At 66.7% G+C, this 22,805-nt stretch carries 21 protein-coding genes, 1 pseudogene and 1 riboswitch; of the genes and pseudogenes, 8 read left to right on the top strand and 14 right to left on the bottom strand.

Features of this window, described 5'->3' with window-relative positions; translation table 11 throughout:
* Nucleotides 1-131: 131 nt before the first annotated feature.
* The gene (locus tag BLV92_RS07070; RefSeq protein WP_090543507.1) at nt 132-1,691 is read left to right on the top strand and encodes a sensor domain-containing diguanylate cyclase; all 1,560 of its coding nucleotides are present in this window, start codon (nt 132-134) and stop codon (nt 1,689-1,691) included.
* A 171-nt stretch (nt 1,692-1,862) separates the two neighbouring features.
* On the opposite strand, the gene BLV92_RS07065 is transcribed toward BLV92_RS07070, so the two are convergent.
* The 8 genes from BLV92_RS07065 to BLV92_RS07030 all read right to left on the bottom strand — a co-directional run bounded on the left by BLV92_RS07065 (nt 1,863) and on the right by BLV92_RS07030 (nt 11,711).
* Nucleotides 1,863-3,173, bottom strand: a complete 1,311-nt coding sequence (locus tag BLV92_RS07065; protein WP_090543505.1) for a voltage-gated chloride channel family protein — start codon at nt 3,171-3,173, stop codon at nt 1,863-1,865.
* A 77-nt stretch (nt 3,174-3,250) separates the two neighbouring features.
* Nucleotides 3,251-3,324, bottom strand: a riboswitch (Fluoride riboswitch).
* A 6-nt stretch (nt 3,325-3,330) separates the two neighbouring features.
* Nucleotides 3,331-3,594, bottom strand: a complete 264-nt coding sequence (locus tag BLV92_RS07060; RefSeq protein WP_143040655.1) for an AraC family transcriptional regulator — start codon at nt 3,592-3,594, stop codon at nt 3,331-3,333.
* A gap of 165 nt (nt 3,595-3,759) precedes the next feature.
* Nucleotides 3,760-4,668 carry a LysR family transcriptional regulator gene (locus BLV92_RS07055; protein WP_090543501.1) on the bottom strand — a complete coding sequence of 303 codons (909 nt, stop codon included), beginning with the start codon at nt 4,666-4,668 and terminating at the stop codon, nt 3,760-3,762.
* 128 nt (nt 4,669-4,796) lie between these two features.
* Nucleotides 4,797-6,875, bottom strand: coding sequence for a 2Fe-2S iron-sulfur cluster-binding protein (locus tag BLV92_RS07050; protein WP_090543498.1), 2,079 nt, complete (start codon nt 6,873-6,875; stop codon nt 4,797-4,799).
* A gap of 63 nt (nt 6,876-6,938) precedes the next feature.
* Entirely contained in the window at nt 6,939-7,556 is a 618-nt protein-coding gene (locus BLV92_RS07045; RefSeq protein WP_090543497.1) for a glutathione S-transferase family protein, read from the bottom strand.
* A 206-nt stretch (nt 7,557-7,762) separates the two neighbouring features.
* Entirely contained in the window at nt 7,763-9,154 is a 1,392-nt protein-coding gene (locus BLV92_RS07040; protein WP_090543495.1) for a dihydrolipoyl dehydrogenase, read from the bottom strand.
* 295 nt (nt 9,155-9,449) lie between these two features.
* The gene (locus tag BLV92_RS07035; protein WP_090543493.1) at nt 9,450-10,298 is read right to left on the bottom strand and encodes a PTS sugar transporter subunit IIA; all 849 of its coding nucleotides are present in this window, start codon (nt 10,296-10,298) and stop codon (nt 9,450-9,452) included.
* 246 nt (nt 10,299-10,544) lie between these two features.
* The gene (locus BLV92_RS07030) at nt 10,545-11,711 is read right to left on the bottom strand and encodes a mandelate racemase/muconate lactonizing enzyme family protein (RefSeq protein WP_090546897.1); all 1,167 of its coding nucleotides are present in this window, start codon (nt 11,709-11,711) and stop codon (nt 10,545-10,547) included.
* Between the two features lie 123 nt (nt 11,712-11,834).
* On the opposite strand from BLV92_RS07030, the gene BLV92_RS07025 reads away from it, so the two are divergent.
* Nucleotides 11,835-12,755 carry a LysR family transcriptional regulator gene (locus tag BLV92_RS07025; RefSeq protein ID WP_090543491.1) on the top strand — a complete coding sequence of 307 codons (921 nt, stop codon included), beginning with the start codon at nt 11,835-11,837 and terminating at the stop codon, nt 12,753-12,755.
* Between the two features lie 51 nt (nt 12,756-12,806).
* On the opposite strand, the gene BLV92_RS07020 is transcribed toward BLV92_RS07025, so the two are convergent.
* From BLV92_RS07020 to BLV92_RS07010, 3 genes and pseudogenes are all read right to left on the bottom strand, one after another.
* The gene (locus BLV92_RS07020; RefSeq protein ID WP_090543489.1) at nt 12,807-13,865 is read right to left on the bottom strand and encodes a DMT family transporter; all 1,059 of its coding nucleotides are present in this window, start codon (nt 13,863-13,865) and stop codon (nt 12,807-12,809) included.
* Between the two features lie 152 nt (nt 13,866-14,017).
* Nucleotides 14,018-14,668, bottom strand: a pseudogene (locus tag BLV92_RS07015) (GNAT family N-acetyltransferase); the annotation flags it as partial.
* A 170-nt stretch (nt 14,669-14,838) separates the two neighbouring features.
* Nucleotides 14,839-15,984, bottom strand: a complete 1,146-nt coding sequence (locus BLV92_RS07010; RefSeq protein WP_090543485.1) for a branched-chain amino acid ABC transporter substrate-binding protein — start codon at nt 15,982-15,984, stop codon at nt 14,839-14,841.
* A 640-nt stretch (nt 15,985-16,624) separates the two neighbouring features.
* On the opposite strand from BLV92_RS07010, the gene BLV92_RS07005 reads away from it, so the two are divergent.
* Nucleotides 16,625-17,851 (top strand): diaminopropionate ammonia-lyase, encoded by a 1,227-nt coding sequence (locus BLV92_RS07005; protein WP_090543483.1) that lies wholly within the window; start codon nt 16,625-16,627, stop codon nt 17,849-17,851.
* Between the two features lie 99 nt (nt 17,852-17,950).
* On the opposite strand, the gene BLV92_RS07000 is transcribed toward BLV92_RS07005, so the two are convergent.
* Nucleotides 17,951-18,427, bottom strand: a complete 477-nt coding sequence (locus tag BLV92_RS07000; RefSeq protein WP_090543481.1) for an Lrp/AsnC family transcriptional regulator — start codon at nt 18,425-18,427, stop codon at nt 17,951-17,953.
* 345 nt (nt 18,428-18,772) lie between these two features.
* Here BLV92_RS07000 and BLV92_RS31435 point away from each other — a divergent pair, with 345 nt between their 5' ends.
* The 3 genes from BLV92_RS31435 to BLV92_RS06990 all read left to right on the top strand — a co-directional run bounded on the left by BLV92_RS31435 (nt 18,773) and on the right by BLV92_RS06990 (nt 20,238).
* On the top strand, nt 18,773-18,985 hold the full coding sequence (locus BLV92_RS31435; RefSeq protein ID WP_111549420.1) for a hypothetical protein: 213 nt from the start codon (nt 18,773-18,775) through the stop codon (nt 18,983-18,985).
* 430 nt (nt 18,986-19,415) lie between these two features.
* Nucleotides 19,416-19,856: a Spy/CpxP family protein refolding chaperone gene (locus BLV92_RS06995; RefSeq protein ID WP_090543479.1), complete on the top strand. Its 441-nt coding sequence runs from the start codon at nt 19,416-19,418 to the stop codon at nt 19,854-19,856.
* A gap of 79 nt (nt 19,857-19,935) precedes the next feature.
* Nucleotides 19,936-20,238, top strand: coding sequence for a hypothetical protein (locus BLV92_RS06990; protein ID WP_090543477.1), 303 nt, complete (start codon nt 19,936-19,938; stop codon nt 20,236-20,238).
* Nucleotides 20,239-20,304: 66 nt separating this feature from the next.
* Here BLV92_RS06990 and BLV92_RS32010 read toward each other — a convergent pair whose 3' ends face one another.
* Together BLV92_RS32010 and BLV92_RS06985 are read right to left on the bottom strand one after the other, a co-directional pair.
* Nucleotides 20,305-20,442, bottom strand: a complete 138-nt coding sequence (locus tag BLV92_RS32010; RefSeq protein ID WP_167627003.1) for a hypothetical protein — start codon at nt 20,440-20,442, stop codon at nt 20,305-20,307.
* Nucleotides 20,443-20,522: 80 nt separating this feature from the next.
* Nucleotides 20,523-20,963, bottom strand: a complete 441-nt coding sequence (locus BLV92_RS06985) for a type II toxin-antitoxin system HicB family antitoxin (protein ID WP_090546895.1) — start codon at nt 20,961-20,963, stop codon at nt 20,523-20,525.
* A 225-nt stretch (nt 20,964-21,188) separates the two neighbouring features.
* Here BLV92_RS06985 and BLV92_RS06980 point away from each other — a divergent pair, with 225 nt between their 5' ends.
* Nucleotides 21,189-21,776, top strand: a complete 588-nt coding sequence (locus BLV92_RS06980; RefSeq protein ID WP_090543475.1) for a BPSL1445 family SYLF domain-containing lipoprotein — start codon at nt 21,189-21,191, stop codon at nt 21,774-21,776.
* A gap of 62 nt (nt 21,777-21,838) precedes the next feature.
* Complete coding sequence (locus BLV92_RS06975) at nt 21,839-22,663, top strand: PRC-barrel domain-containing protein (protein ID WP_090546893.1); 825 nt, start codon at nt 21,839-21,841, stop codon at nt 22,661-22,663.
* Nucleotides 22,664-22,805: the final 142 nt, after the last annotated feature.

Here is a 22,805-nt window from a genome sequence, read left to right as displayed (position 1 = left end):
GAACCGCGTGCAGGCCGCGTCGGTTCCGATGACGGACGGCCACGCCAACGGCAACCCGCCCGCGCGCGATCGCACTGCAACACAACGGCTGTCCAACGTACGTCGCCCGACTCTCCTCGCGGTGGTTGCCCATGGACGAACCTGCGAACGCTGTGCCCGAGCGCCCGGCTGCGTCGCGCTTGCGCCGCGCGGGCGCGGCCGCCATCGCCGCCGCCACGCGGCTGATCGGCAACCGCCCGTATGCGGTCGGGATCGCCGGCACGGTCATCGCGGCGATCGTCGCCGCGGTGCCGCTGATCGAGATGGAGGCCGGCCGCCGCGACGCGATGGAGCACGCGCGCGAGACGTCTGAAAACCTCAGCTGGATCATCGCGCTCGACCTCGAACGCAACTTCCGCTTCCACGACGTCCAGTTGCAGGAGATCGTCCGCAGCGCCGAGGACCCTCGCACGTGGGTCGCGCCGCCGGACCTCCAGAACCGTCTGCTGTTTCGCGACCTGCCCGACGACGCGTACGTGGACGGCGAATTCGTCGTCGGCGCGGCCGGCCAGATCGTCGCGTCGCAGGACGGCAGCGAAGTGAGCCCGGTGCTGCGGCTCGACGACCGCGACTACTTCCTCAAGCAGAAGCAGGACCCGTCGGCCGGCCTTGTCGTGTCGCATCCGTTCCGCTCGCGGCTGCACAACGGCAAGCTGTCGATCGCGCTGACGCGGCGGCTGAACGCGCCCGACGGCGCGTTTGCCGGCGTTGCGATGTTCGAGGTGCGGCTGGAGTTCTTCCAGCGGCTGTTCGAGCGGATCAACGTAGCCGAACCCGGCATTGTCGCGATCACGCTGGACGACGGCACGCTGCTCGGCGTGAAGCCGTATGCGGACGAGACGTCCGGCGTCAGCGTCGCGGACACGGCGGCGTTCAGGCAAATCGCGGCGCGCGACGGCGGCTCGGCGGTGCTGGTCGGCAGCGGCAACGTCGAGCGGATCTATACGTGGCGGCACGTGTCCGGCCTGCCGTTCGTCGCGGTGGTCGCGCCGGCGACCGACGACGTGCTCAAGAGCTGGCGACATCAGCGGCGCATCGTCGGCAGCATCGCGGTGCTGTTCGGCGCGGCGCTCGCGCTCGGCGCGTGGATGCTCGCGTACACGCTGCGCGACAAGCTGCGCGCGCAGGCGGAACTCGCGCGCCAGGCGACGACCGATCCGCTGACGAAACTGAGCAACCGCCGCACGCTGGACGAGCGGCTGCATGCGGAATGGAACCGCGCGCTGCGCGAGCGCGGCAGCCTGTCGGTGCTGTTCATCGACATCGACCGCTTCAAGCTCTACAACGACACGTTCGGCCACGCGGCCGGCGACCGGATCCTCGCGACGGTCGCGACGCGCATCGCGGCGGCCGCGCGGCGCTCGGTCGACGTGGTCGCGCGCTACGGCGGCGAGGAATTCACGGTCGTGCTGCCGGACACCGGCCACGACGGCGCGATGCAGGTCGCGGAAACGATCCGCGCCAGCGTCGAGGCGCTGCGCATCGAGAACCCCGGCAGCGATACCGGGCTCGTGACGGTCAGCGTCGGCTGCGCGACCTGCCGGCCGACGGCCGGCCGCGAGCCGGAGACGCTGGTATCGACGGCCGACGAGCAGCTCTATGTCGCGAAGTCGTCCGGCCGCAATCAGGTGCAGGCGATCGTGCTGGAATAGGCGTGTGTTTGTTGCGGCGCCGCCGTCGCTCCCGATCATTCGGGTTGCAGACTGTATCGACGCGCCGCAATCCCCTTCCCGTCCCGCGACAAACGGAACCCCACGCGGCGACGTCATGCCCCGGCGCCGCTCACCGCCCGGCATTACAACGACGAGCCGGTCCGGCTGCGGTTACGGTGGCGGGGCGACGTTCGTTTCGGCGCGGCGCGCGCGGCGCAACGCGGGAATCTCGGACAGGCGCATGCCGGCGGGCAGCAGCGGATGCTTCGCGTGTCCGACGCGCTGCGCGCGATAGATGCCCGTATGCCCCGAGAACAGATACGCGACGACGCAACTGAGCGCCGCATAAACGGCGATGTCCGAGCCGAACAGTTCGATCGCCATGATGGTCGACGCGATGGGCGTGTTCGCGGCGCCGGCGAACACCGCGACGAACCCGAGCCCGGCGAGCACCGGAATCGGCAGCGCGAGCACGTGGCCGAGCGCGTTGCCGAGCGTCGCGCCGATGTAGAACAGCGGCGTCACCTCGCCGCCCTTGAAGCCGGACGCGAGCGTCGCGACGGTGAAGCCGAACTTGCCCGCGAAGTCGTAGACCGGCAGCGGCCCGCCGAACGCCTGCACGATCGTCGGAATGCCGAGGCCCAGAAACTGCGGCACGTGCAGCACGGTGGCCGCGACCGCCACGGCCGCGCCGCCGATCAGCGCACGCGCGGGCGCATACGCGATCTTCCGCTTGATGAACGCGGACAGTGCGTGCGTGGAGTCCGCGAACAGCATGCCGACGATGCCGAACGCGATGCCGGCGACGATCACCGAGCCGAGCCCGGCCGCCGTCATCGGCGGGACGAACGGAATCGTGTAGACGGTGTGATGGATGCCCCACGCGCGGCACGCCAGGTCGGCGGCCAGCGCCGACGCGACGCACGCGAGCAGCGCATCGTAGCGCAGCCGGCCGATCGCGAGCACTTCGAGTCCGAAGATCGCGCCGGCGAGCGGCGTGCCGAACACCGACGAGAACCCCGCCGCGATGCCGCCCATCAGCAGGATGCGGCGCTCGTCGCGGTCGAGCCCGAACAGGCGCGTGACCTGGTCGGCCAGCGCGCCGCCCATCTGCACGGCGGTGCCCTCGCGCCCGGCCGAGCCGCCGAACAGATGCGTGACGACGGTCGCGACCAGCACCAGCGGCGCCATCCGCTTCGGCACGATCTTCTTCGGATCGTGGACTTCGTCGATCAACAGGTTGTTGCCGCCTTCGACCGACTGGCCGACGCGCAGATAGACCCAGCCGGTCGCGAACCCGGCGACGGGCAGCAGCCACAGCAGCCATGCATGAGCGATGCGGGTGTCGGTGGCGCGATCGAGTGCGTAGAGAAAAACCGCGGACGCGGTGCCGGCGAGCGCGCCGAGCACGCACGAGAAGAGCAGCCAGCGCACCAGGTACGGGACCATGGCGAACTGCTCGACAGACTTCAGATGTTTCATGATTTCCAGGTTTGAAGCAGCGTCAAACCTGGGCGACAGGGCGTCGTCTGGACGGCCTACGACCTCCTGCAACCCAGGAACTCGTAGGCATCATCAGCCGCGACGGCGAGCGTGCGGCGGTTACGGGAGGAATGCCATCTCCGGAAGACGTGCGATTTTAAGCGACGGGCAGCCGCGCTGCAACAGGAAGCGCATCGGAGCCCCGCCCGCCTGCCGCAACCCCCTCGACCGACGACGACGCGTACGCATCCCCCGCGCGCGCCGATCGGGCCGCGCCGCTCATCGCCCGGTAGCGGCCGTGGCGGGTACCGCCTTTGCGCCGCGCCGGCCGCGACAGGATCTTCCGCCCGATCAGCGGCGCAAGCACCGCGATGTCGTCGGGACGCTCGATGAGCCGCCGCATCCGCACCCACGCACCCACGCACCCACGCATCCGCGAAGCGTGACGGTCGCGCTCGCGAACGCGTTCCGGCCGTGCGGCTCGCGACGCCCGACGACGACGGCCCGACCGGGCAGTTCTTCGGCGAGTCCGGTCCCGAGGCGTGGCGAGCCGCGCGAACGGCGATAAGACAGCGAAGCAAACCGGTCACACGGCGTTCCACAACGACGCTTTCATCCGGAGCGTTTCGATCGCGAGATCGAGGAACGCGCGGACCTTCTGGTTCACGTATCGCCCTTCGCGGTGAACGACGTGGACCGGCCACGGTTCGACTTCGTAGTCGGCCAGCACGATGCGCAGCGACCCGTCCGCGAGTTCGCGCGTGACCTGGTACGACAGCAGTTGCACGATGCCGAGCCCCGCCAGCGCGGCCTCGATCGCCGAGTCGTTGGTGGTGGTCACGAGGCGCGGCTGGATCGGCACCGCGAGCGGCCGCCCGTCCGCGCGAAAGCGCCATTCGGGCGCGGGCGTGAGGCCGGTCCCCTGCAGCGTCGCGTGACCCGCGAGGTCGTCGGGGCGCTGCGGCACGCCATGCGCTTCGAGGTAGGCCGGCGACGCGCACAGCACGCGCCGCACGTTGCCGACCGCGACCGCCTGCAACGACGAATCCGGCAGCTTGCCGATGCGGATCGCGACGTCGGCGCCCTCGTCCACGAGATTCACGATGCGGTCGAGGAACCAGCAGTTCAGGTTCACGGCCGGATAACGCGTCAGGTACTCGTGAACGATCGGCACCACGTAGATCCTGCCGAACATCACCGGCGCGCTGATCGTCAACTGGCCGCGCGGCGTCGCGTTCGCGCCCGACGCGGACAGTTCGGCCACGTCGATTTCCGCGAGGATCCGGCGGCAGTCGTCGAAGAACGTCGAGCCCGCGTCGGTCACGCGGACCACGCGCGTCGTGCGCGTCAACAGGCGCACGCCGAGGTGCTCTTCGAGTTCCGTCACGACCCGGCTGATGACCGACGGCGACACGTTGAGCTTGCGCGCCGCCGACGCGAAACCCTCCGTTTCGACCACCGTCACGAAAGTGAGCATTGCCTGAAGCCTGTCCATGAGTCAGAAGCGCCACGAGTACGAGGTGAAAATGAAGGCCGCGCGCGAGCCGGCCGCATCGCAGGCCCGGCAGGCGCGCAGCGAGCCAGCATAGCAGCAGACGTCGGCCGCAGCGGCAGGCGATGCGTTCACAGGTCGAGCAGCAGCCGTTCGCCGCCGCCCGACTCGGGGCTCGCCGGAACCGCGCAGCAGATCAACGCGTCGCCGTCCGCCACGGCGAATTCCGGCGCGGCCGGATAAGCGACCGCCCCTTCGACGATGCGCGTCCTGCAGGTGCCGCAACTACCGCTGCGGCAGCCGTAGGCGGGCGTCAGTCCGCGCGCTTCCGCGAGGTCGAGCAGCGATCCGCTGTCCGGGCTCCAGCGCGCCTCCTTGCCCGACTTCACGAACGCGACGGGCGTCGGCTGGTTCGCCGCGGCCCTGACCGGACCTTCCTGTGCCGCCGCATCCTTTCTGCGCTTCAGCCCCGAAGGCCCGAACGCCTCCGCGTGGATGCGGTCGTCCGCGACGTTCAGATCGCGCAGACCGTCGTACATCGACTGCATGAACGCGGACGGCCCGCACAGGTAGAAGTCGTAGTCGTTGAACGGCAGCGTCGCGCTCAACAGCTCGACGTCGATCCGGCCGGCCACGTCGTAGTCGTCGCCGTCGTGCGCGCCCTGCGTGTCCGTCAGCGCGCGCACGACCCTCACCGCGCCGTTCGCGGCGCTTTCGAGCCGCGCGATTTCGTCGCTGAACGCGCGCTCCTTCAGCGAACGCGCCGAGTGAAAGAACCACGTCGGCCGCACGCGGCGCGTGCGCAGCCCTTCATAAACGACGTGCCGCAGCATCGCGAGCATCGGCGTCACGCCGACGCCGACCGCGAGCAGCACCGCCGGCCGGCGCCCGGCGGCGTCGATCGTGAACTGGCCGGCCGGCGCGCGCGTCTCGATCACGCTGCCGACCCGCATCGCGTCGTGCAGATACGACGACACGAGTCCGTCGCGCTTCACGCTGATCCGATAACGGCCATCGGACGGCGCGGTCGACAGCGTGTAGGTGCGGATCACCGGCCGGTCGCCGCCCGGCGGCGTCACGCGGATCGGCAGATGCTGGCCGGCCGCGTGCGGAATCAGACCCGCCCCGTCGAGCGGTTCGAGGTGGAACGAGCGGATCACCGCGCTTTCGTCGACGATCTTCGTCACCTTGAACGGCCGCCACGCATCGGCGAGCGCGGCAGCCTCCAGCCGCCGCGCCGCTTCGTCCCAGTTGCCGGTCATCAGCGTGTTCGGCGACCAGCCGCCGGCCTCGAAGGTCCACCGCAAAGGCAATGCGTCCGCGCGATAGACGATGCGCCGCGGCGTGAAGCGCCACAGCCGCTCAGCGCCCTGGAACGCGGCGATTTCGGCCGAGTCCAGATCGACGGCCGCGTCGCCGGTCATCTGCAGCAGGTCGCCCGTCTCGAAGTCGACGAACGTGAGACCCGCGCGCGGATTCACGACAAAGTTGCCGAGCGTCGCGAAGAACAGATTGCCCGCGAATTCGGGGATCGTCAGCGTGCCGTCGTCGCCGATGCGCACGAAACCCGCCCTGCCGCCGCGATGCGACACGTCCACCTGGCGGCGCGCGCCGTCGCCGACATACGACGCGACGAAAAACGTATCGGCCGACTCGACCATCGCCCGCGCGCGGCCGGTCAGTGCGTCGAACTCGATCGCGTCGCGGCGGGAAAACTCGCCCGGCTCGCGAACGAACGCGAAGTCGCGGGCCTGGATGTACTGCGGGCAATTGCCGAACGCCTGCGCGACGTGGACGTCGAAACCGGCCGCCGTCATCGCGTGCACCGAGCCGTTCAGGCGATTGCGGCGGCGCGTATGCAGCTCGATCCCGAGCAGGCCGAGCGCCGCGCCGTCACGCAGCCCCGCCGACGCGGGGTCGCGCGGATCGGCCGTCACGTCGACGTGCAGCACCTTGTCGGTCGGCGTGCGCATGAAGCCTGGGTGGCCACAGGCGAACGTCGCCCACACGTCGCCGTCGTCCGCGACCGCGCCGACCGCGATGAACGGCAACTGCGCATAAAACGTCCGGTGCTGGTCGGGCAGGTAGTCGCGGATGAAGCGCTGCCCGACGCCGAGCATCTTCTCCGTCACGCCGGCCTTCTGCTGCAACGCCTGTTCGCCCGGATGCCACGGCGATCCCGGATCGGTCAGGTCTGTCGATGCTGTCATGATTCGCCTCCCGCGCGGACCAAACGGCAAGCCGCGCAAACCAGTTGCGGACGGCCGCTGCGCTCAGTGTCCGGCCGTGAGGCCGGCCGGCGTCTTGCGGAACGCGACGAAACCCGGCAGCGCCTCGATGCGGCGCAGCCACGCGTCGACGTTCGGATAGAACGACAGATCGACGTTGCCTTCCGGCGCGCGCGCGATGTAGCTGTACAGCGCGACGTCCGCGATGGTCGGGTGGGACAGCACGAGGAACTCGCGGCCGGCCAGTTCGTCGTCGATCAGCTTGATGATCCGGTGCGCGCGGGCGATCGTTTCCTCGGCGTTGAACTTCGCGCCGAACACGGTGATGAGCCGCGCGGCCGCCGGGCCGTATGCGATCTCCCCGGCGGCGACCGACAGCCAGCGCTGCACGGCCGCTTCGAGCGCCGGCGTCTGCGGCAGCCAGTCGGTCTTGCCGAACTTGCGCGCCACGTAGACGAGGATCGCGTTCGAATCCGGAATCGCGACGTCGCCGTCGATCAGCACCGGCACCTGGCCGAAGCGGTTCAGCTTCAGGAACTCGGGCGCCTTGTGCGCGGCCGCGGCCAGATCGACTTCGATCAGCTCGTGCTCGATGCCGAGCAGCGACAGGAACAGGTGCGCGCGATGCGAGTGGCCGGACAGCGGGTGATGGTAGAGCTTCATGGCGATTTTTCCTTGGGTCGAAGGGTCGGTGGGGAATCCACGTCATCTGGGACCCAAGTCTAGGAACGCCGCGCGCGCCGCGGAATCGGCCGCGGCGCGAATTCATTGTTCTCGTTACGAGAACGGTGAGAAAAACGAGGAGAAGCACCCGGCCGCGGATCGAACCGGCCGGCGAGGCCGGGCGCCCGATCGCAGCCGCGAACGGCTCACGCCAGCCTGGCGGCCGCGCTGCGCAGCGCCGTGCGCACGCCCTCCTCGACGACCGGGTGATAAAACGGCATCGCCAGCATGGCGTCGACCGTCAGCTTCATTTGCAGCGCCCACGCGAGCAGATGCGCGATGTGCTCCGCATCCGGCCCGATCCATTCCGCGCCGACGAACCGGCGGGTCGCGCGGTCCGCGTACACGTGCATCAGGCCGCGATTCCTCAGCATCACGCGGCTGCGGCCCTGGTCCTCGAAGCTGACCTCGCCGACGACATACGCGTCCGGCGCGAGATCCGCGTGGCGCGCGCCGACCATCGCGATGCCCGGATCGGTGAACACCACCGAGATCGGCGCGCGGCGCACGAGCGGCTGCACGGCGGGGAACCGCGCCGCGTTGAGGCCGGCCATCCGCCCTTCGTCCGCCGCTTCGTGCAGCAGCGGCAGTACGCCGTTCGCGTCGCCGGCGATGAACACCGGCTGCCCGCCCGCCTGCAGCGTGAGCGGGTCGTAGACCGGCACGCCGTCGCCATCGAGCGCGAGCGACGTGTTGTGCAGCGCGAGCCGGCCGACGTTCGGGCGGCGGCCCGCCGCGATCAGCAGATAGTCGAACGTATCGTCGACCACGTCGCCGTCGGCCCGGCGATACCGCAGTTGAACCGTGTCGCCGACGCGCGTCGCCGCCTCGACGTGCGCGCGCGACTCGAAGCGGAATGCCTGTTCGAACACGCCGCGCGCATACGCGGCGATGTCCGGGTCGCTCAACGGCCCCACGTGGCCGCGCGCGCCGCCGAGCAGCGTCACCGCTACGCCGAGCCGCGACAGCGCCTGCCCGAGTTCCAGCCCGATCACGCCCGCGCCGATCACGGCGACCTTGCGCGGCAGATCCTGCCATTCGAACACGTCGTCGTTCACGACGACGCGGTCGCCGAGCGTCCGGTACATCGCGGGCACGACCGGCGTCGAGCCCGTCGCGATCACGATGCTGCGCGCGCGAACGCGCGTGTCGTCCCCGACCTGAAGCAGACCGTCGTCGACGAATTGCGCATCACCGCGCAGCCGGTCTTCGGCGGGCATCTGCTCGACGCCTTCGACGACGAACCCCACGAACCGGTCGCGCTCGCTGCGCACGCGGCGCATCACGTCGCGGCCGTCGATGCGCACGTTGCCGTCGACGTACACGCCGAACGGCGCGGTGCTCGACGCGTGATGCGCGGCGTCGGCGGCTGCGATCAGCAGCTTCGACGGCATGCAGCCGACGCGCGCGCAGGTGGTCCCGTACGGGCCGCCCTCGATCAGCACGGCGCGCGCGCCTTCGGCCTTCGCGGCCCGGTATGCGGGCAGGCCCGCGCTGCCCGCACCGATCACGGCAACATCGACGTTCAGGGTTTTCATGATCTGTCTTCCATGGGGTCTCGGTGCGAGTCGCGCGGCCGATACGCCAGGTCGCGAAGAGGACTCGCACCGCAGGCCCGATTGGGAACCGGCTGGTTCGATGGCTGCACTTTAAGCCGCGCGCGGCCGGAAGGACATTCGCGATCGGCTCAGGAACATGCTCAGACGTCTCATGTCGCATGTCGGGCCTTGAACGCCGTCGCGGATAACGACGAGCGGCTGGCGGCCGGGATGCCGGCCGTCGGCGCCAGCCGGTCAAATGGTCAACCGGTCAAATGGTCAACCGATCAAGCCGTCAGGCGCGAAGGCAATCGAAGATCGCGCCACCGGTCGCGCAGCCGCGCAACCGCTCGCGAAACTCCGCATCGCAGAACCGCTGCGCGATTTCCGCGAGCAGCGACAGATGCAGCGAGCCGGCCCACGCCGGAACCAGCAGGATCACCGCGTCGATCACCGGCTGCGCATCGGGCGCATCGAGATCCACGGGCCGCGCGAAACGCACGTAGGCCGCGACCGGTTCGTGCAGCCGCGCCAGCCGGCAGTGAGGAATCGCGAAACCATGGCCGAGCGCCGTCGAGCCGGACCGCTCGCGCTCGCGCAGCCCCGCTTCGATATCCGCCGCGTGCAGCCCGGTATCGCGAGCGAAGCGCGACGCGGCCCACGAGAACAGCGCGTCCCGGCCGGCGACGTCGAGCGCCGTCTCGATCCGCTCGCGGGTCAACAACTCGCGCAGGGACGCGGCCGGTTCCGCCGGCGACCATGGCGTCCGCGGACGCTCGCGTAAAGACAGTTCGCTCGCGCGGACCCTCGCGAGATCGCGCCACGCATCGGTCGGCGCATACGGCAGTTCGACGATCTGCTGGACGTCCGCCGACGGCGCGCACGCCTCGATGCGCGACATCGCGGTATCGACCTGCTGCTTCGGCAGATAAAGCGACAGACGCACCTGCTGCGTGCCGGGCAGCGGCGCGATCCGCATGGTCCACGCGTCATGCGCGCAGTCGCACGAAAGCGCGTGCCGCAGCGACGCCGCGTAACGCGCCTCCAGCGTCACGTGCATGACCACGCCGCGCTCGGGCGCGGCATCGCGGGCAACGGCGCGGCGGCGGTGCGCCCAAGTCGAAAGCGACGTCAGAATCGTCATGTCCTGGCTCGTTGAATGCGCGTGATCCGTGCGATGCTACGCTTCGTCAGCGAACGGAACACGCACGGCGCGACTCGCGAAGAAAACCCGCTGCGATCGCCTCCGATGACCGATCGCGCACTTTGCCTCGCGGATGCGTCCACACGAGCCGATGATATCGAACCAGAAATAAAGCCTGCGTAAAAAAGGACGGCGCGGCCCCGGATACGCGTCGCGCTCCAACACCGCTCACGGAAACCTCATCGCCTACGCGACGAGCTTGCGCATCTCCGCATACAGGTCCGCCTTGCCCTCGAAGCCGATGCCCGGCAGGTCCGGCATCGTGATGTAGCCGTTGTCGACCTTCACGCCATCGGGGAAACCGCCGTACGGCTGGAACAGGTCCGGATACGATTCGTTGCCGCCCAGCCCGAGGCCCGCCGCGATGTTCAGCGACATCTGGTGGCCGCCGTGCGGAATGCAGCGGCTCGGCGACCAGCCGTGCTGGCGCAGCATCGCGAGCGTGCGCAGATATTCGACGAGGCCGTAACTGAGCGCGCAGTCGAACTGGAGCCAGTCGCGATCCGCGCGCATGCCGCCGTAGCGGATCAGGTTGCGCGCGTCCTGCATCGAGAACAGATTCTCGCCGGTCGCCATCGGCTTGTCGTAGTAGTTGCGCAGCGTCGCCTGCAATTCGAAGTCGAGCGGATCGCCCGCCTCTTCGTACCAGAACAGGTCGTATTGCGACAGCGCCTTTGCATACCGGATCGCCGTGTCGAGATCGAAACGGCCGTTCGCGTCCACCGCGAGTTTCTGACCGTCGCCGAGCACGCTGAGGATCGAATCGATGCGGCGCAGGTCCTCGTCCAGCGACGCGCCGCCGATCTTCTTCTTCACCACCGTATAACCGCGGTCGAGATAACCGCGCATCTCGTCCTTCAGCTTCCCGTGGTCCTGGCCCGGATAGTAGTAGCCGCCCGCTGCGTAGACGAAAATCCGGCGGTTCGCCTCGCCGTCGCCGTAGCGGTCCGCGAGCAACTGGAACAGCGGCTTGCCCGCGATCTTCGCGACCGCATCCCACACCGCCATGTCGATCGTGCCGATCGCGACGGAACGCTCGCCGTGGCCGCCCGGTTTTTCGTTCTGGAACATCGCCGCCCAGATCCGGTGCGGATCGAGATTGTCGCCGGCATCGTCCACGAGCGACGCGGGATCGGCTTCGAGCACGCGCGGAATGAAACGCTCGCGCATCAGCGTGCCCTGCCCGTAACGGCCGTTGGAATTGAAGCCGTAACCGACCACCGGCCTGCCGTCGCGGATCACGTCGGTGACCACGGCGACGAGGCTCAGCGTCATCTTGCTGAAGTCGATATAGGCGTTGCGGATCGGCGAACTGATCGGAACGGTTTTTTCGCGGATTGCGACGATTCTCATGGAGATCTCCTTCGTGCCGCGCATGCGCCGGCGAACTGACGGGACGCACAGCGTACGCGTCGCGACTGCGGCTATGATTGCCCGAAAGTGACTTCATTATTAACTTTCGGTAAATGCCATCCGATGAAAACCGACGTCAGCTCCCAGCTTGAATTCATCGTGCTGCTCGCGCGGCACGGCAGTCTCGCGGCCGTCGCACGCGCGCTGGACCTCACGCCGCCCGCTGCGACCAAGCGGCTTTCGCAGATGGAAGCGCGGCTCGGCGTGCGGCTCGTGAACCGGACGACGCGCCGCATCAGCCTCACCGCCGAAGGCGAGACCTATCTGCAACACGCGACGCGCATTCTCGCCGCGCTCAAGGAGATGGAGGACGCGGTGTCGTCGAGCCGCTCCGTGCCGCGCGGCCTGCTGCGCGTGAACGCGACGCTCGGCTTCGGCCGCACGACGATCGCCCCGCTCGTCTCCGCGTTCGCGAAACGCTACCCGCACGTCGAGGTGCAGCTCGACGTCACCGACCGGCCGATCGACCTGGTCGAAACGGGCGTCGATCTGGCGATCCGCTTCGGCGCGCTGCCGGACAAGCGGCTCAACGCGCGCCGCGTGATGGCGAACCGGCGCTTCATGTGCGCGTCGCCGCGCTACCTGGAAAAACATGGGATGCCCCAGAGTCTGGACGACGTCGCGAACCACAGCTGCATCATCCATCGCCAGAACGACGACGCGTATGGAATCTGGCGCTTCACGCACGGCGAGCGCAGCGAGACCGTGAAGGTGCGCGGCGCGTTGTCGAGCAACGACGGCGACATCGTGCTCGGCTGGGCGCTGGACGGCCACGGCATTCTGGTGCGCTCGGAATGGGACCTCGCGAAATATCTGGAAAGCGGCCGGCTGCGCGTCGTGCTGCCCGAGTACGCGCAGCCGTCGGCGGACCTGTTCGTGTACTACGCGAACCGGCGCAATCAGTCCGCCCGCGCGCGGGCCTTCATCGACTTTCTCGTGCAGCACTTCGAGCGGCATGCGTCGGCCGCGCCCGACGACGTTTAAAACGGGTTCCGGTGCATCGGCGGCATCGGCGGCATCGGCGGTAACGCCGCCCTAATGCGAATGCCGATGATGAACATCCGGAAAATGCGCATGGGCATGCGTGACCGGCTGATGCCGGTGCGGGTGCGTATGCGGTTCGTCGCCTGCATACGGGAAGTCGTGTTCGTGCCGATGGTGTTCGTCGTGCCGATGCCGATGCGTATGCTCGACCGGTTCGTGCGTGTGTTCGTGTTCGTGCCGTTCGCGCACGTGCAGCCAGATGCCGACGGCCATCAACGCGGCGGCGATCCAGAACGCGGCGTGCGGCAGTTCCGGCCAGATGAGCAGCGAAAGCGCGACGCCGAACAGCGGCGCGATGGAGAAATACGCGCCGGTGCGCGCCGTCCCGAGGTGGCGCAGCGCGATCACGAACAGCACGAGGCTCACGCCGTAACCGGCCAGCCCCGTGACCATCGCCGCGGCGACCGTTCCCGCGCCCGGCAGCGATCCGCCGGTCGAGAACGCAATCGCCAGATTCACCGGCCCGGCGATCAGCCCTTTCAGACACGCCACCACCATCGCATCGTTGGCCGACACCTTGCGCGTCAGGTTGTTGTCGATGGCCCAGCACAGGCACGCGCCGACGATCAGCAGCGCACCGACCGGCAGCGCGGTTTCGCCGGGATGCCATGACAGCATCGCGCCGCCGGCGACGATCGCCGCCATGCCGGCGAACACCTGGATATCGACGTTCTCGCGAAACACGACCCACGCGATCGCGGCCGTCAACACGCCTTCGAGGTTCAGCAGCAGCGAACTGGTCGCGGCCGGCGTGCCCGACAGGCCGAGCATCAGCAGCGCGGGACCGGCGACGCCGCCCGCCGCGATTGCGCCGAGCAGCCACGGCCAGTCGGCGCGGCTGATCCGCTGGTTGCCGCTTTCCGCGCCGGGCGCGCGCAACCGGCGAATCCCGATGCCGATACCCAGCCCGATGCCGCTGCCGACGTAGAACAGCCCGGCGACCATGAACGGCGACAGCGAGCCGAGCAGCAGCTTGGCCAGCGGCGTCGCCGCGCCGAACAGCGCGGCGGCGGCAAGAGCGGCGGAGATGGCGGTGAATCGCGGATTCATGGCGTGGCAGGTTCCGGGCAGCGGGTGTTCGTGCCGGCAAGTGTACCGGCTGCAAGCGAGCCGCGTTGATTCGCCGGACGCACGAAATCGGCTACCGGGCCGCCTCGCGCGAAATGCCTGCCGCGTTGCTACGCGAAATCAATACGCACCGTTCAGCCGCCTTTCTCACCGAGCACGGTCAGATGCATCTCGCGCCGCTCGACGAAACCCATCGCCCGATACCGCGCGACCGCGCCGTGATTCGACGTGAGCACGTGCAGAAATGGCATCTCGCCGCGCGCGCAGAGGACCGCGATCAGCAGCTTCATCAGGCCGGTCGCGTGACCTTGTCCGCGAAAAGCGGGATCGACGCAGACGGCGCTGATCTCCGTATAACCGTCGACCTTCATGCGTTCGCCCGCCATCGCGGCCAGCGAGCGTTGCCGGCGCACGCCGACGTAGGCGCCGAATTCGATGGTGCGCGGCCCGAACGGACCGGGTTGCGTGGCGGCGGCCAGCGCGAGCATGTCCGGCACGTCGCGCTCGTTCAGCTGCACGTGGTGTTCCCACGCGTGTGCCGTATCGGGTTCGCGCTGCCACACCATCTGAAACAACGTGGCATGCGTGACGACGGAGCATCCAGCGGGCGCCGCGAGTTCGTCCGCGGTGGTCAACGCGACCGGCCCGTGCTCCGCGATCAGCCGGCGCAACGCGTCGAACGAAGCGGGACTGGCGTCGGTCATCGCACCGAACGGGGCAACCGCGGCGGGAAACCGCAGCACGCGGTCGTTCCCGACGGCGAGATGATGCTGCCTGCCCGTGAGACAGCCTGGTCGACCCAGATGCAAAGCACCCGAACGAGGGGGCGTCCCTCGGGACATGCCAGCGGCATCCTCGCCTGGCGGAAAAAGAGCGCCGCCGGCGCAACCCATGCGTGATCCCCGTCCCAAGCCATGCCGGCCGCCGAGCCGAATAGCGGCCAGGGGACGGCGACTTACATCTTCATAACGTCGATCAGCGTCTTCTCGCCTTTCTTGTAGTAGAAAACCGAGATCACGCCGTGCTGCAAATCCCCCTTCGAATCGAAGGTGGTGTCGCCAATGACACCCTTGTAGTTGGTTGACGGCATCTCAGCCAGGATCTTCGCCGGATTGGTCGAGTTTGCCCGTTTCATTGCATCGACGATGATATAAACGGCATCGTATGAGTATGGCGCGTAAATCTGGATCGGTTGCTGGAAACGCTTCTTGTACTTCTCGACAAATACCGCGCCACCCGGCATCTTCGAGAGCGCCATGCCGGCTTCCGAGCAGACGATGTTATCGGTGGCCGTACCGGCCAACTCTGCCAGCGACTCCGTACAGACGCCGTCACCCGCGAGAATCCGCGCACGAATGCCAAGTTGCGCCGCCTGTTTTGCAAAGGGACCGCCCGTCGCGTCTTCGCCGCCATACATGATCACGTCGGGATTCTCGCCCTTGATCCGGGTGAGGATGGAACGGAAATCGACTGCCTTGTCGTTCGTCGCATCGTGCGAAAGCACCGTGGCGCCCTGTGCTTTCACACCCTTCTCGAACTGGCTGGCGAGGCCCTGACCATAGGAAGTCGAGTCGTCCACGATTGCCACGGTCTTCGCCTTCAGGACCTTGATGCCATAGTCCGCGAGTGCGGGACCCTGCTGCGCGTCCGTTCCAACCACACGGAACGCTGTCTTGTAACCGAGCAGCGTGTAGTCCGGATTGGTTGCGCCGGGCGAAATCTGCACGATGCCTGCATCGCTGAAGATCCGGGCCGCAGGAATGGTCGTGCTCGACATATCGCTACCGATCACAGCGACTACACCGTCATCAACCATCTTCTGCGCCACTACGGTACCCGTCTTCGGGTCCGCCGCATCGTCCTGGCCATCGAGCTCCAACGTGACCTTCTGGCCGCCAATGACAAGCTGTTTCGCGTTGATTTCCTCTATCGCCAGCCGGGCGCCGTTCTGGTCGTCCTTACCCACGTGCGCGCTCATACCCGTCAACGGCGCGAAGTGTCCGATCCTGACGATCTGATCGGCAAACGCTGTCGTCGTCATCGCTACAAAAAGGACGGTTGCGGCGCCGATCGGGCTCAGCTTGTGAAGCACTGCGTTCATACAAATCTCCAGTTTAGGTTCATCGAACTACTTCATTTCCTGGCGCCGCCCGGCGGCACGTCCACATACGCTTCGAAGGTTGCAGACGCCCGCCCGTTTTACTTTAAGGAAATGGTTAGATTGGCCATCTTTTTGCATTCCTCATGTTTTCACATGGATCCTGACTCGGGGGTGACATTCGGTGCGCAGAGAACGTGATTCGCCGGATTCGATCGCGCTCGACTGCATCGAACAAGGCCGCCGCATGGTCGATCCGTTTCTGCAACGCACGAAGAAAGTATATTGAGAGTCGTCGATAGCCAAAATGGGCAACGGCCTTCGTCCTGCGCGTTTTTTGCAGAATTGGCGTTGCGGTCGCAATAATTTTCACTTGACGCCCAACCTTCGCGGAGCGGGCCAAGCCGCGCGGCACGCCGATCCGGCGAGCGCCGACCGGCCACGTCGCCGCTTCCGGACGCCGGATAAAAAACTTATCGAATCCGCAGGACGATCCGCAACGACTTTGCATCGAACCCGTCTATTTTGCGTAAAAAGCAGAAATTGACCGTAATACCATTTACGCATCCGGTTCGACTGGTCATACGCAGATGCCCAGCCTCGGCCACCATTCCGCTTTCAACCTTATGGGGAGTTCTTCCTGATGTTCACTTCCAACAGGCATGTTCTGCGTTCGCCTTACCCCGATCAGTTGAAGGCCATCCTGAACATCGCGTCGGCGACGCAAAGCCGCGACTGGCTTTCGCACTGGTCGCAAATCGACATGACCGGGACCCCGTTGTGGAATTTGCCCGGGCTCGCCCAGCAGCTCGGCGTCGCGCAGATCAGCCTCAAGGATGAGTCCGCCCGGTCGCCGCTCGGCAGCTTCAAGGCGCTTGGCGCACCCATTGCGCTGCTGCGGCTGATCATGCGTCGCTGGCCCGACCATCAGTTGACCGCGAAAGACCTGTTCGAAGGGCGTCATCGCGGCCTCCTCGGACAATTCACCGTAATCAGCGCGACCGACGGCAACCACGGCAAGGCGTTGGCCGCAGCGGCACAGGCGGTCGGATGCCAGTGCGTGATCGTGATCCACGCGAACGTGAACGAAGAGCGCGAGCGGGCGATTGCCGCATATGGCGCGCAGATCGTGCGCAGCGCCGGCAATTACGATGAATCAGTCGAAGAGGCCGCACGGCTGGCCACGAAGAACAACTGGAACGTCGTGTCCGACACGTCATATGACGGATACGAGGACATTCCGCGCGACGTCATGCAGGGCTACAGTACTATCGCCGCGGAGGTCGTGGAGCAGTCCGGCAGCACGGCCGATCGATGCGCGTTTACGCATGTGTTCGTACAAGGCGGTGTGGGCGGCCTCGCAGCCGGCGTCGTCGGTTATCTCTGGGAATTTCATCAGCTCAAACGCCCACGCTTTGTGGTGGTCGAGCCGAAGCAGGCGGACTGTCTTTACCAAAGCGCAGTGGCCGGCCAGGTAACCAAGGCCACGGGCTCGGTCGACTCGCTCATGGCGGGTCTCGCATGCGGAGAAGCGTCGCCCCTCGCCTGGAAAATCCTGCAGGCAGGTGCGGATCATTTCATGACTGTCCGCGACACCGACGCGACCGAAGCAATGCGCGTAGCCGCGACAGGCAACCACCGCGACGCCCCCCTCCTCGTCGGAGAGTCGGGTGCGGCTGGCCTCGCCGGTCTCATGACGCTGCTTCAACAATCCGCATGGAAGATGGAAGCCGGACTCGACGCCGAATCACGCGTGCTGCTCATCAGCACCGAAGGGGCTACGGCGCCATCCGTCTACGCGGAATGCGTCGGAGAAACAGCGGAGTCGGTGCTCGCGAGGCAAGCTGCGTGGCTGAAACGCGCGGCCTGATCCACGGCCCCATGCCGTCGCGTCCTTTCTGGTCGAGACGGCAGCGGGCATCCGGCACCTTCGCCGCAGGGGAATGGCCCATTCGTTCGCTTGCGAGCCTCAGGGTTCGATATGGACAGGCACATTCTGGCCGGCCTTCACACGATCCATGACCACGAGCGTCTTGAACCGCTTGACGTTGTTGTTACCGAAAAAAAGTTGTCGAGTCAGATCGTTGTACTGATCCATGTGACGCACGACCAGTACCAGCACGAAATCCCATTCGCCAGCAACGTAATAGCACTGCTGGATCTGCGGACAGGCCTCGAACGTTCGCTTCATTGAATCGAGCAGGTCCATCTGCTCCCTCTCGATCTCGACCGTGACGACAATCATCAAAGGATAGCCCACGGCCCCGGGTTCAACGACCGCAGTGTATCGTTCTATCACGTGGTCATCGGACAGCCGCTTCAGGCGCCGGTTGACGGCGGCAGTGGACAGGTTGACGCGCGCCCCTAATTCATTCTGCGGAATTCGCGCATCCTTCTGCACTTCAGCGAGCAATTTCCGGTCGTAGTCGTCGAGATGCGCGGTCATTGTGGCAACTGTCCATTGCGGCGAGCCCGCCGCGCAATCACTTTGCGCTGCCGGGCAACGAACATCCTGAAATGCGTGTTCGAGGCGAGACGATATTGTATCCCGGCCACCCAGGGACCGGACAACCACGGTCTTTCCTCGTCCCTCGTCGCCGGGTCGAGACCTGGACAACGTCCCGGGCAGCGTCGACGAACTTCGCGGCGGTTTCGGCTTCGGCAAACCGGGAATCCACAAGACGTTCACTGATCCCCTCGGGCATCCGCATCGCACGGAACTGATGCGTGTGACTGTAGCCCAGGGTACGAAGGCGAAGCCATCGTCATCCGCATCCGTCAGTTCGAGGACATGAACCACGTAAAAGCATGGCATCGACTCGCCGACGGATACGATGCCACGACCGTGCGTATCGACGCGGGTGGCGACCCGGTCGAAGAACGCGAACCGACTTCCGTCAGGGAAGCGAGCATCCTGGTCCGCGCACGCGAGTTATGGGAACAAGGCGGCCAGCGCAACCGGCTCGATGACTACAGGTTCACCCAGCGTCATCTCGTCCGATGACGTGCGCCGTCGTCCACACCGACGTCCGGACACCGGTCGAGATCGCCGCGCACGGTTGCCGGCAGCTTCGGGCGGCCGTCATCGGCACCGGCATGGTGACGGTTCGGGTCATGATGCATCTGCCGACGCGCCAGGCAAGCGATCATGACCACCTTCACGCTGCCGCCCGGACTCCGTGCGCCTTGCTCCGGGGCGCAACCCCCATGACGCGCTGCGACGGCAGCCACATCGGTCGCGTGAAGTTCGAACGCGCTCCCCGAACGTCCGACATCGGACAGACTCCCATCGCGAACGCCAGCATAAGTGATCTGTTCGATCGAACTCGCCCGCAGCGTTCTCGCCGGAGGCGAAGTTCGATCGCTTATCGACTCCCTGTGGAGGTCCCGTCGTGCAACACATCAGCCATCCTCTCCCACCCCGAACCGCAACCATGCTCGCGTCGGCACTGCTTGTCGGCATCGCCGTGCTGACCAACCCGGCCAGCGCCGCGACGCCCGCGCAACCTCGGACGGACGCGCACGTCACAACCATCGCGGCCCATACCGCTGTCGATACGCGAATCGACAATCTGCACTCGCGCCTCCAGATCACGGCGACGCAGGAATCGTTGTGGCAGCCGGTCGCGCAGGTCATGCGCGACAACGCCGCCGCCATGGATTCGCTCAGGCAGTCCCGCACCGCCAACGCGCACAGCATGAGCGCCGTCGACGATCTCCGGTCATACGGCCAGTTCATCGATACCCATGCGGACGGAATCAAGAAACTCACGCCTCCGTTCGAGGCGCTGTACAACAGCATGTCGGATGCGCAGAAGCACAACGCCGATCTGATTTTCCGCAACGACAGGCACGCCACGACAAAGAAGGGTTGAGTCGGGGCCGCCCCGCAATCGTCCGCGAACCGGCGCGACGCCATTCGGCGCAGGCCCGGTCCGCTCACCGGAGAACATCATGGAAACCTCGATCACGCACGCGCCGCTGAAGCGCCCGGCACGAACAAAGTGGCTAACCACGGCCGGCCTCGCGTTGGCGCTGGCCGGTCTCTTCGTCGCATCGCCGCTGCGGGCGGAATACGGCCATCGCGGAGGGCAGCAACACAGTCGTGGGCATGACGTCCGGCAGCAGGGCTACCGGCACGACGATCGTCGTCGCGGCAACGAGTATGGCGGCAACGAAGGTTATCTCTACGGCGCCCCGCCCATTGCTTATGGACCGGAAGCGGCGCCTGGCATCAACCTGTTCCTGCCGCTCTAGCGTAGCCGCAAGGGTACGCCGTGCCGACACGTCGTCCGGCCCGATACTCGCTGGCGAGCCGGGCAATCACGGACACACCCCGTTGTCGTCGAGGCCCAAACCCGTCCCCTCGTTCATCGGCATGTCGAGCCTGCGCGGCGCATTGGCCGAAGCCGCGCTGACCGGCACGTTGTGGTTGTACGTGCCGGCTTTCCGGCTGCCCATGTTGCCGGAAAGCCGGCCTGCACGGCGCGAGTTCGGACACGCCGGGCAACCAGAACGAAACACGCAATCCCGCTGCGATATCACCCCCCAAACCGGCGTGCCGAACGCCGATCGTGTGCCATCACCCGCGCGCGATCGAGTTCGTGCAGACAGGCCAGCGCAATGAATGCAGGGCGTGTCATCCGGCTCGCGTGGGCTGCGTCGTCGATGTCACGCAGCACGTCTTCATTCAGGCTGAATTGCAGATGGACCGCGCGCGACGTGACCTGCGCGAGATCGATGTCGACGAACATCCAGATGCCCTTTCCGTCGTCCATATCCAGCGCCTGCAACGCGGTCAGATCGTCGGTCGGCTCCGGAATGAGGAACTCGCTGCGGTCGTAGAGCCGCTCTACCCTGTCCCGCGCATTGTGCTCCAGTTCATCAAACGACTTTCCGCTCGCGTCAGCGCGAGGGAAGTCGGGAAAACGACCGCGATAGCGCATATCGTCAGTTTGACGAACATATAGCGGGTATTGCATGAGAAACCTCCACGCGTGCATTAAAGAATATCGTGATCCATCCTGGATCTTCGGACCCAATGGACCGCATGTCTGTACGGCGCAGGACCTTCGTCCTGGCCTGCGCCGAAAGACCGTCGCATCGCCGGACCGGATTGAGAATTCGCAGTTTGTACGCTGTCGTACCGCCTCCGCGCTCGCACTGGCGTAACGTCGAAGGCATCGTCAGCCAACCAGGAGAAGATCGTGCTAAGACGAACTTTCATATGGAGTACGTCGGGGTCGATGCTCGCCCTCGGCCTGGCATTCTCCGGCTGCACCACCACCGGCCCGTCCGACGCCAGCAGCGAGCAATCGGACAAGCGCCACACCATCGACTCGGGCGTCGACTCCACCCTCTCGCGCCTGTACGGCGCGGCGGACGGTTCGCGCGAACTCGTCGGCAAAGCGCGCGGCGTGCTGATTTTCCCGTCGGTCATCGACGCCGGCTTCATCGTCGGCGGCGAGTATGGCGAGGGTTCGCTGCGGGTGCGCGGGCGCACCGTCGGCTACTACAGCACCGCAACCGGCTCCGTCGGATGGCAGATCGGCGCGCAATCACGGGCGATCATCTTTCTGTTCATGACCGACGACTCGCTCAACCGCTTCCGCAGTTCGGACGGATGGTCGGCGGGCGGAGACGCATCCGTCGCGGTGCTGAAGATCGGCGCGAACGGCGCTGTCGACACCAGCACGGCAACCGGGCAGGTGGATGCATTCGTGCTGACCAACAGCGGATTGATGGCCGGTGCGTCGCTCGACGGCACCAAGGTCAGCCGGCTCAAGTCGCTGTAGCCAGTCCGCTGGATGGGACATGGCGTGCATCCATGTCCGTCTTCGAGTGGGGGGAAACCATCATGCTACGCAGCATCGAGGATCTGCACGGCTGCACCGTCAGCGCGCTCGACGGCGACATCGGCACGGTCGATCAGGCCTATTTCGACGACGACGCGTGGGGCCTGCGCTATCTGGTGGTCGAAACGGGCACCTGGCTCAGCAACCGCCAGGTGCTCGTTTCGCCCCGGTCGGTCAGGCGCTCGGATGCGGCGGCGAACGTCATCTACGTGAACCTGACGCAGCAACAGGTGCGCGACAGCCCGAATGTCGATACGCACAAGCCGGTATCGCGTCAGTACGAGATCGACTATCTGCGCCACTACAACTATCCGACTTACTGGGGTGGCCCGAACCTCTGGGGCATGGGCGCGTGGCCGGCGTTCGACGCGACGGATCCGACAACGGATTCCGCACCGGAGCCGCCGTCGCGGATCGACCGGCCGGCCGCCGAGCCGCCCGCCGACGTTCATCTGCGCAGCACGGACGAGGTGAAGGGTTATCACATCGAGACCGTCGACGGCGATATCGGCCACGTCTGCGGTTTCATCTACGACGACGAAGCCTGGGCCATCCGCTACCTGCGCGTCGATACGCGCAACTGGTGGCCCGGCGGCAAGGAGGTGCTGGTGGCCATCCGCTGGATCGTGCTGGTCGACTGGTTCACGTCCACCGTGTCCACGACGCTGACCCGCGACGCCATCCGGCACAGCCCGGCATACGACGGCACGACGCCCGTCCATCGCAGCTACGAAGTCGCGCTCCATCAGTACTACGGCCTGGACGGATACTGGTCGCGCCGCGAGCCGGCGTCGCAGGCTGACGCCCCGCACAACGCCGAACGGTAGGCGCGACGCCGCGCAATACGACACCATGCACGCCCGAGACGCCCGGGCCGACATGGCCGCTCCGACGCACGCGCCGCCTATGCGGCGCTACTGCTGTCGGCCGGCTCGCGGCGGGTAAATCGAAGCCGGTGTGCCGCGAGGC

It is taken from the genome of Paraburkholderia caballeronis (assembly GCF_900104845.1).
Classification (GTDB): Bacteria; Pseudomonadota; Gammaproteobacteria; order Burkholderiales; family Burkholderiaceae; genus Paraburkholderia; species Paraburkholderia caballeronis.
The sequence above is the reverse complement of the archived record's forward strand: the minus strand, read 5'-3'. Positions and strand labels throughout refer to the sequence as shown.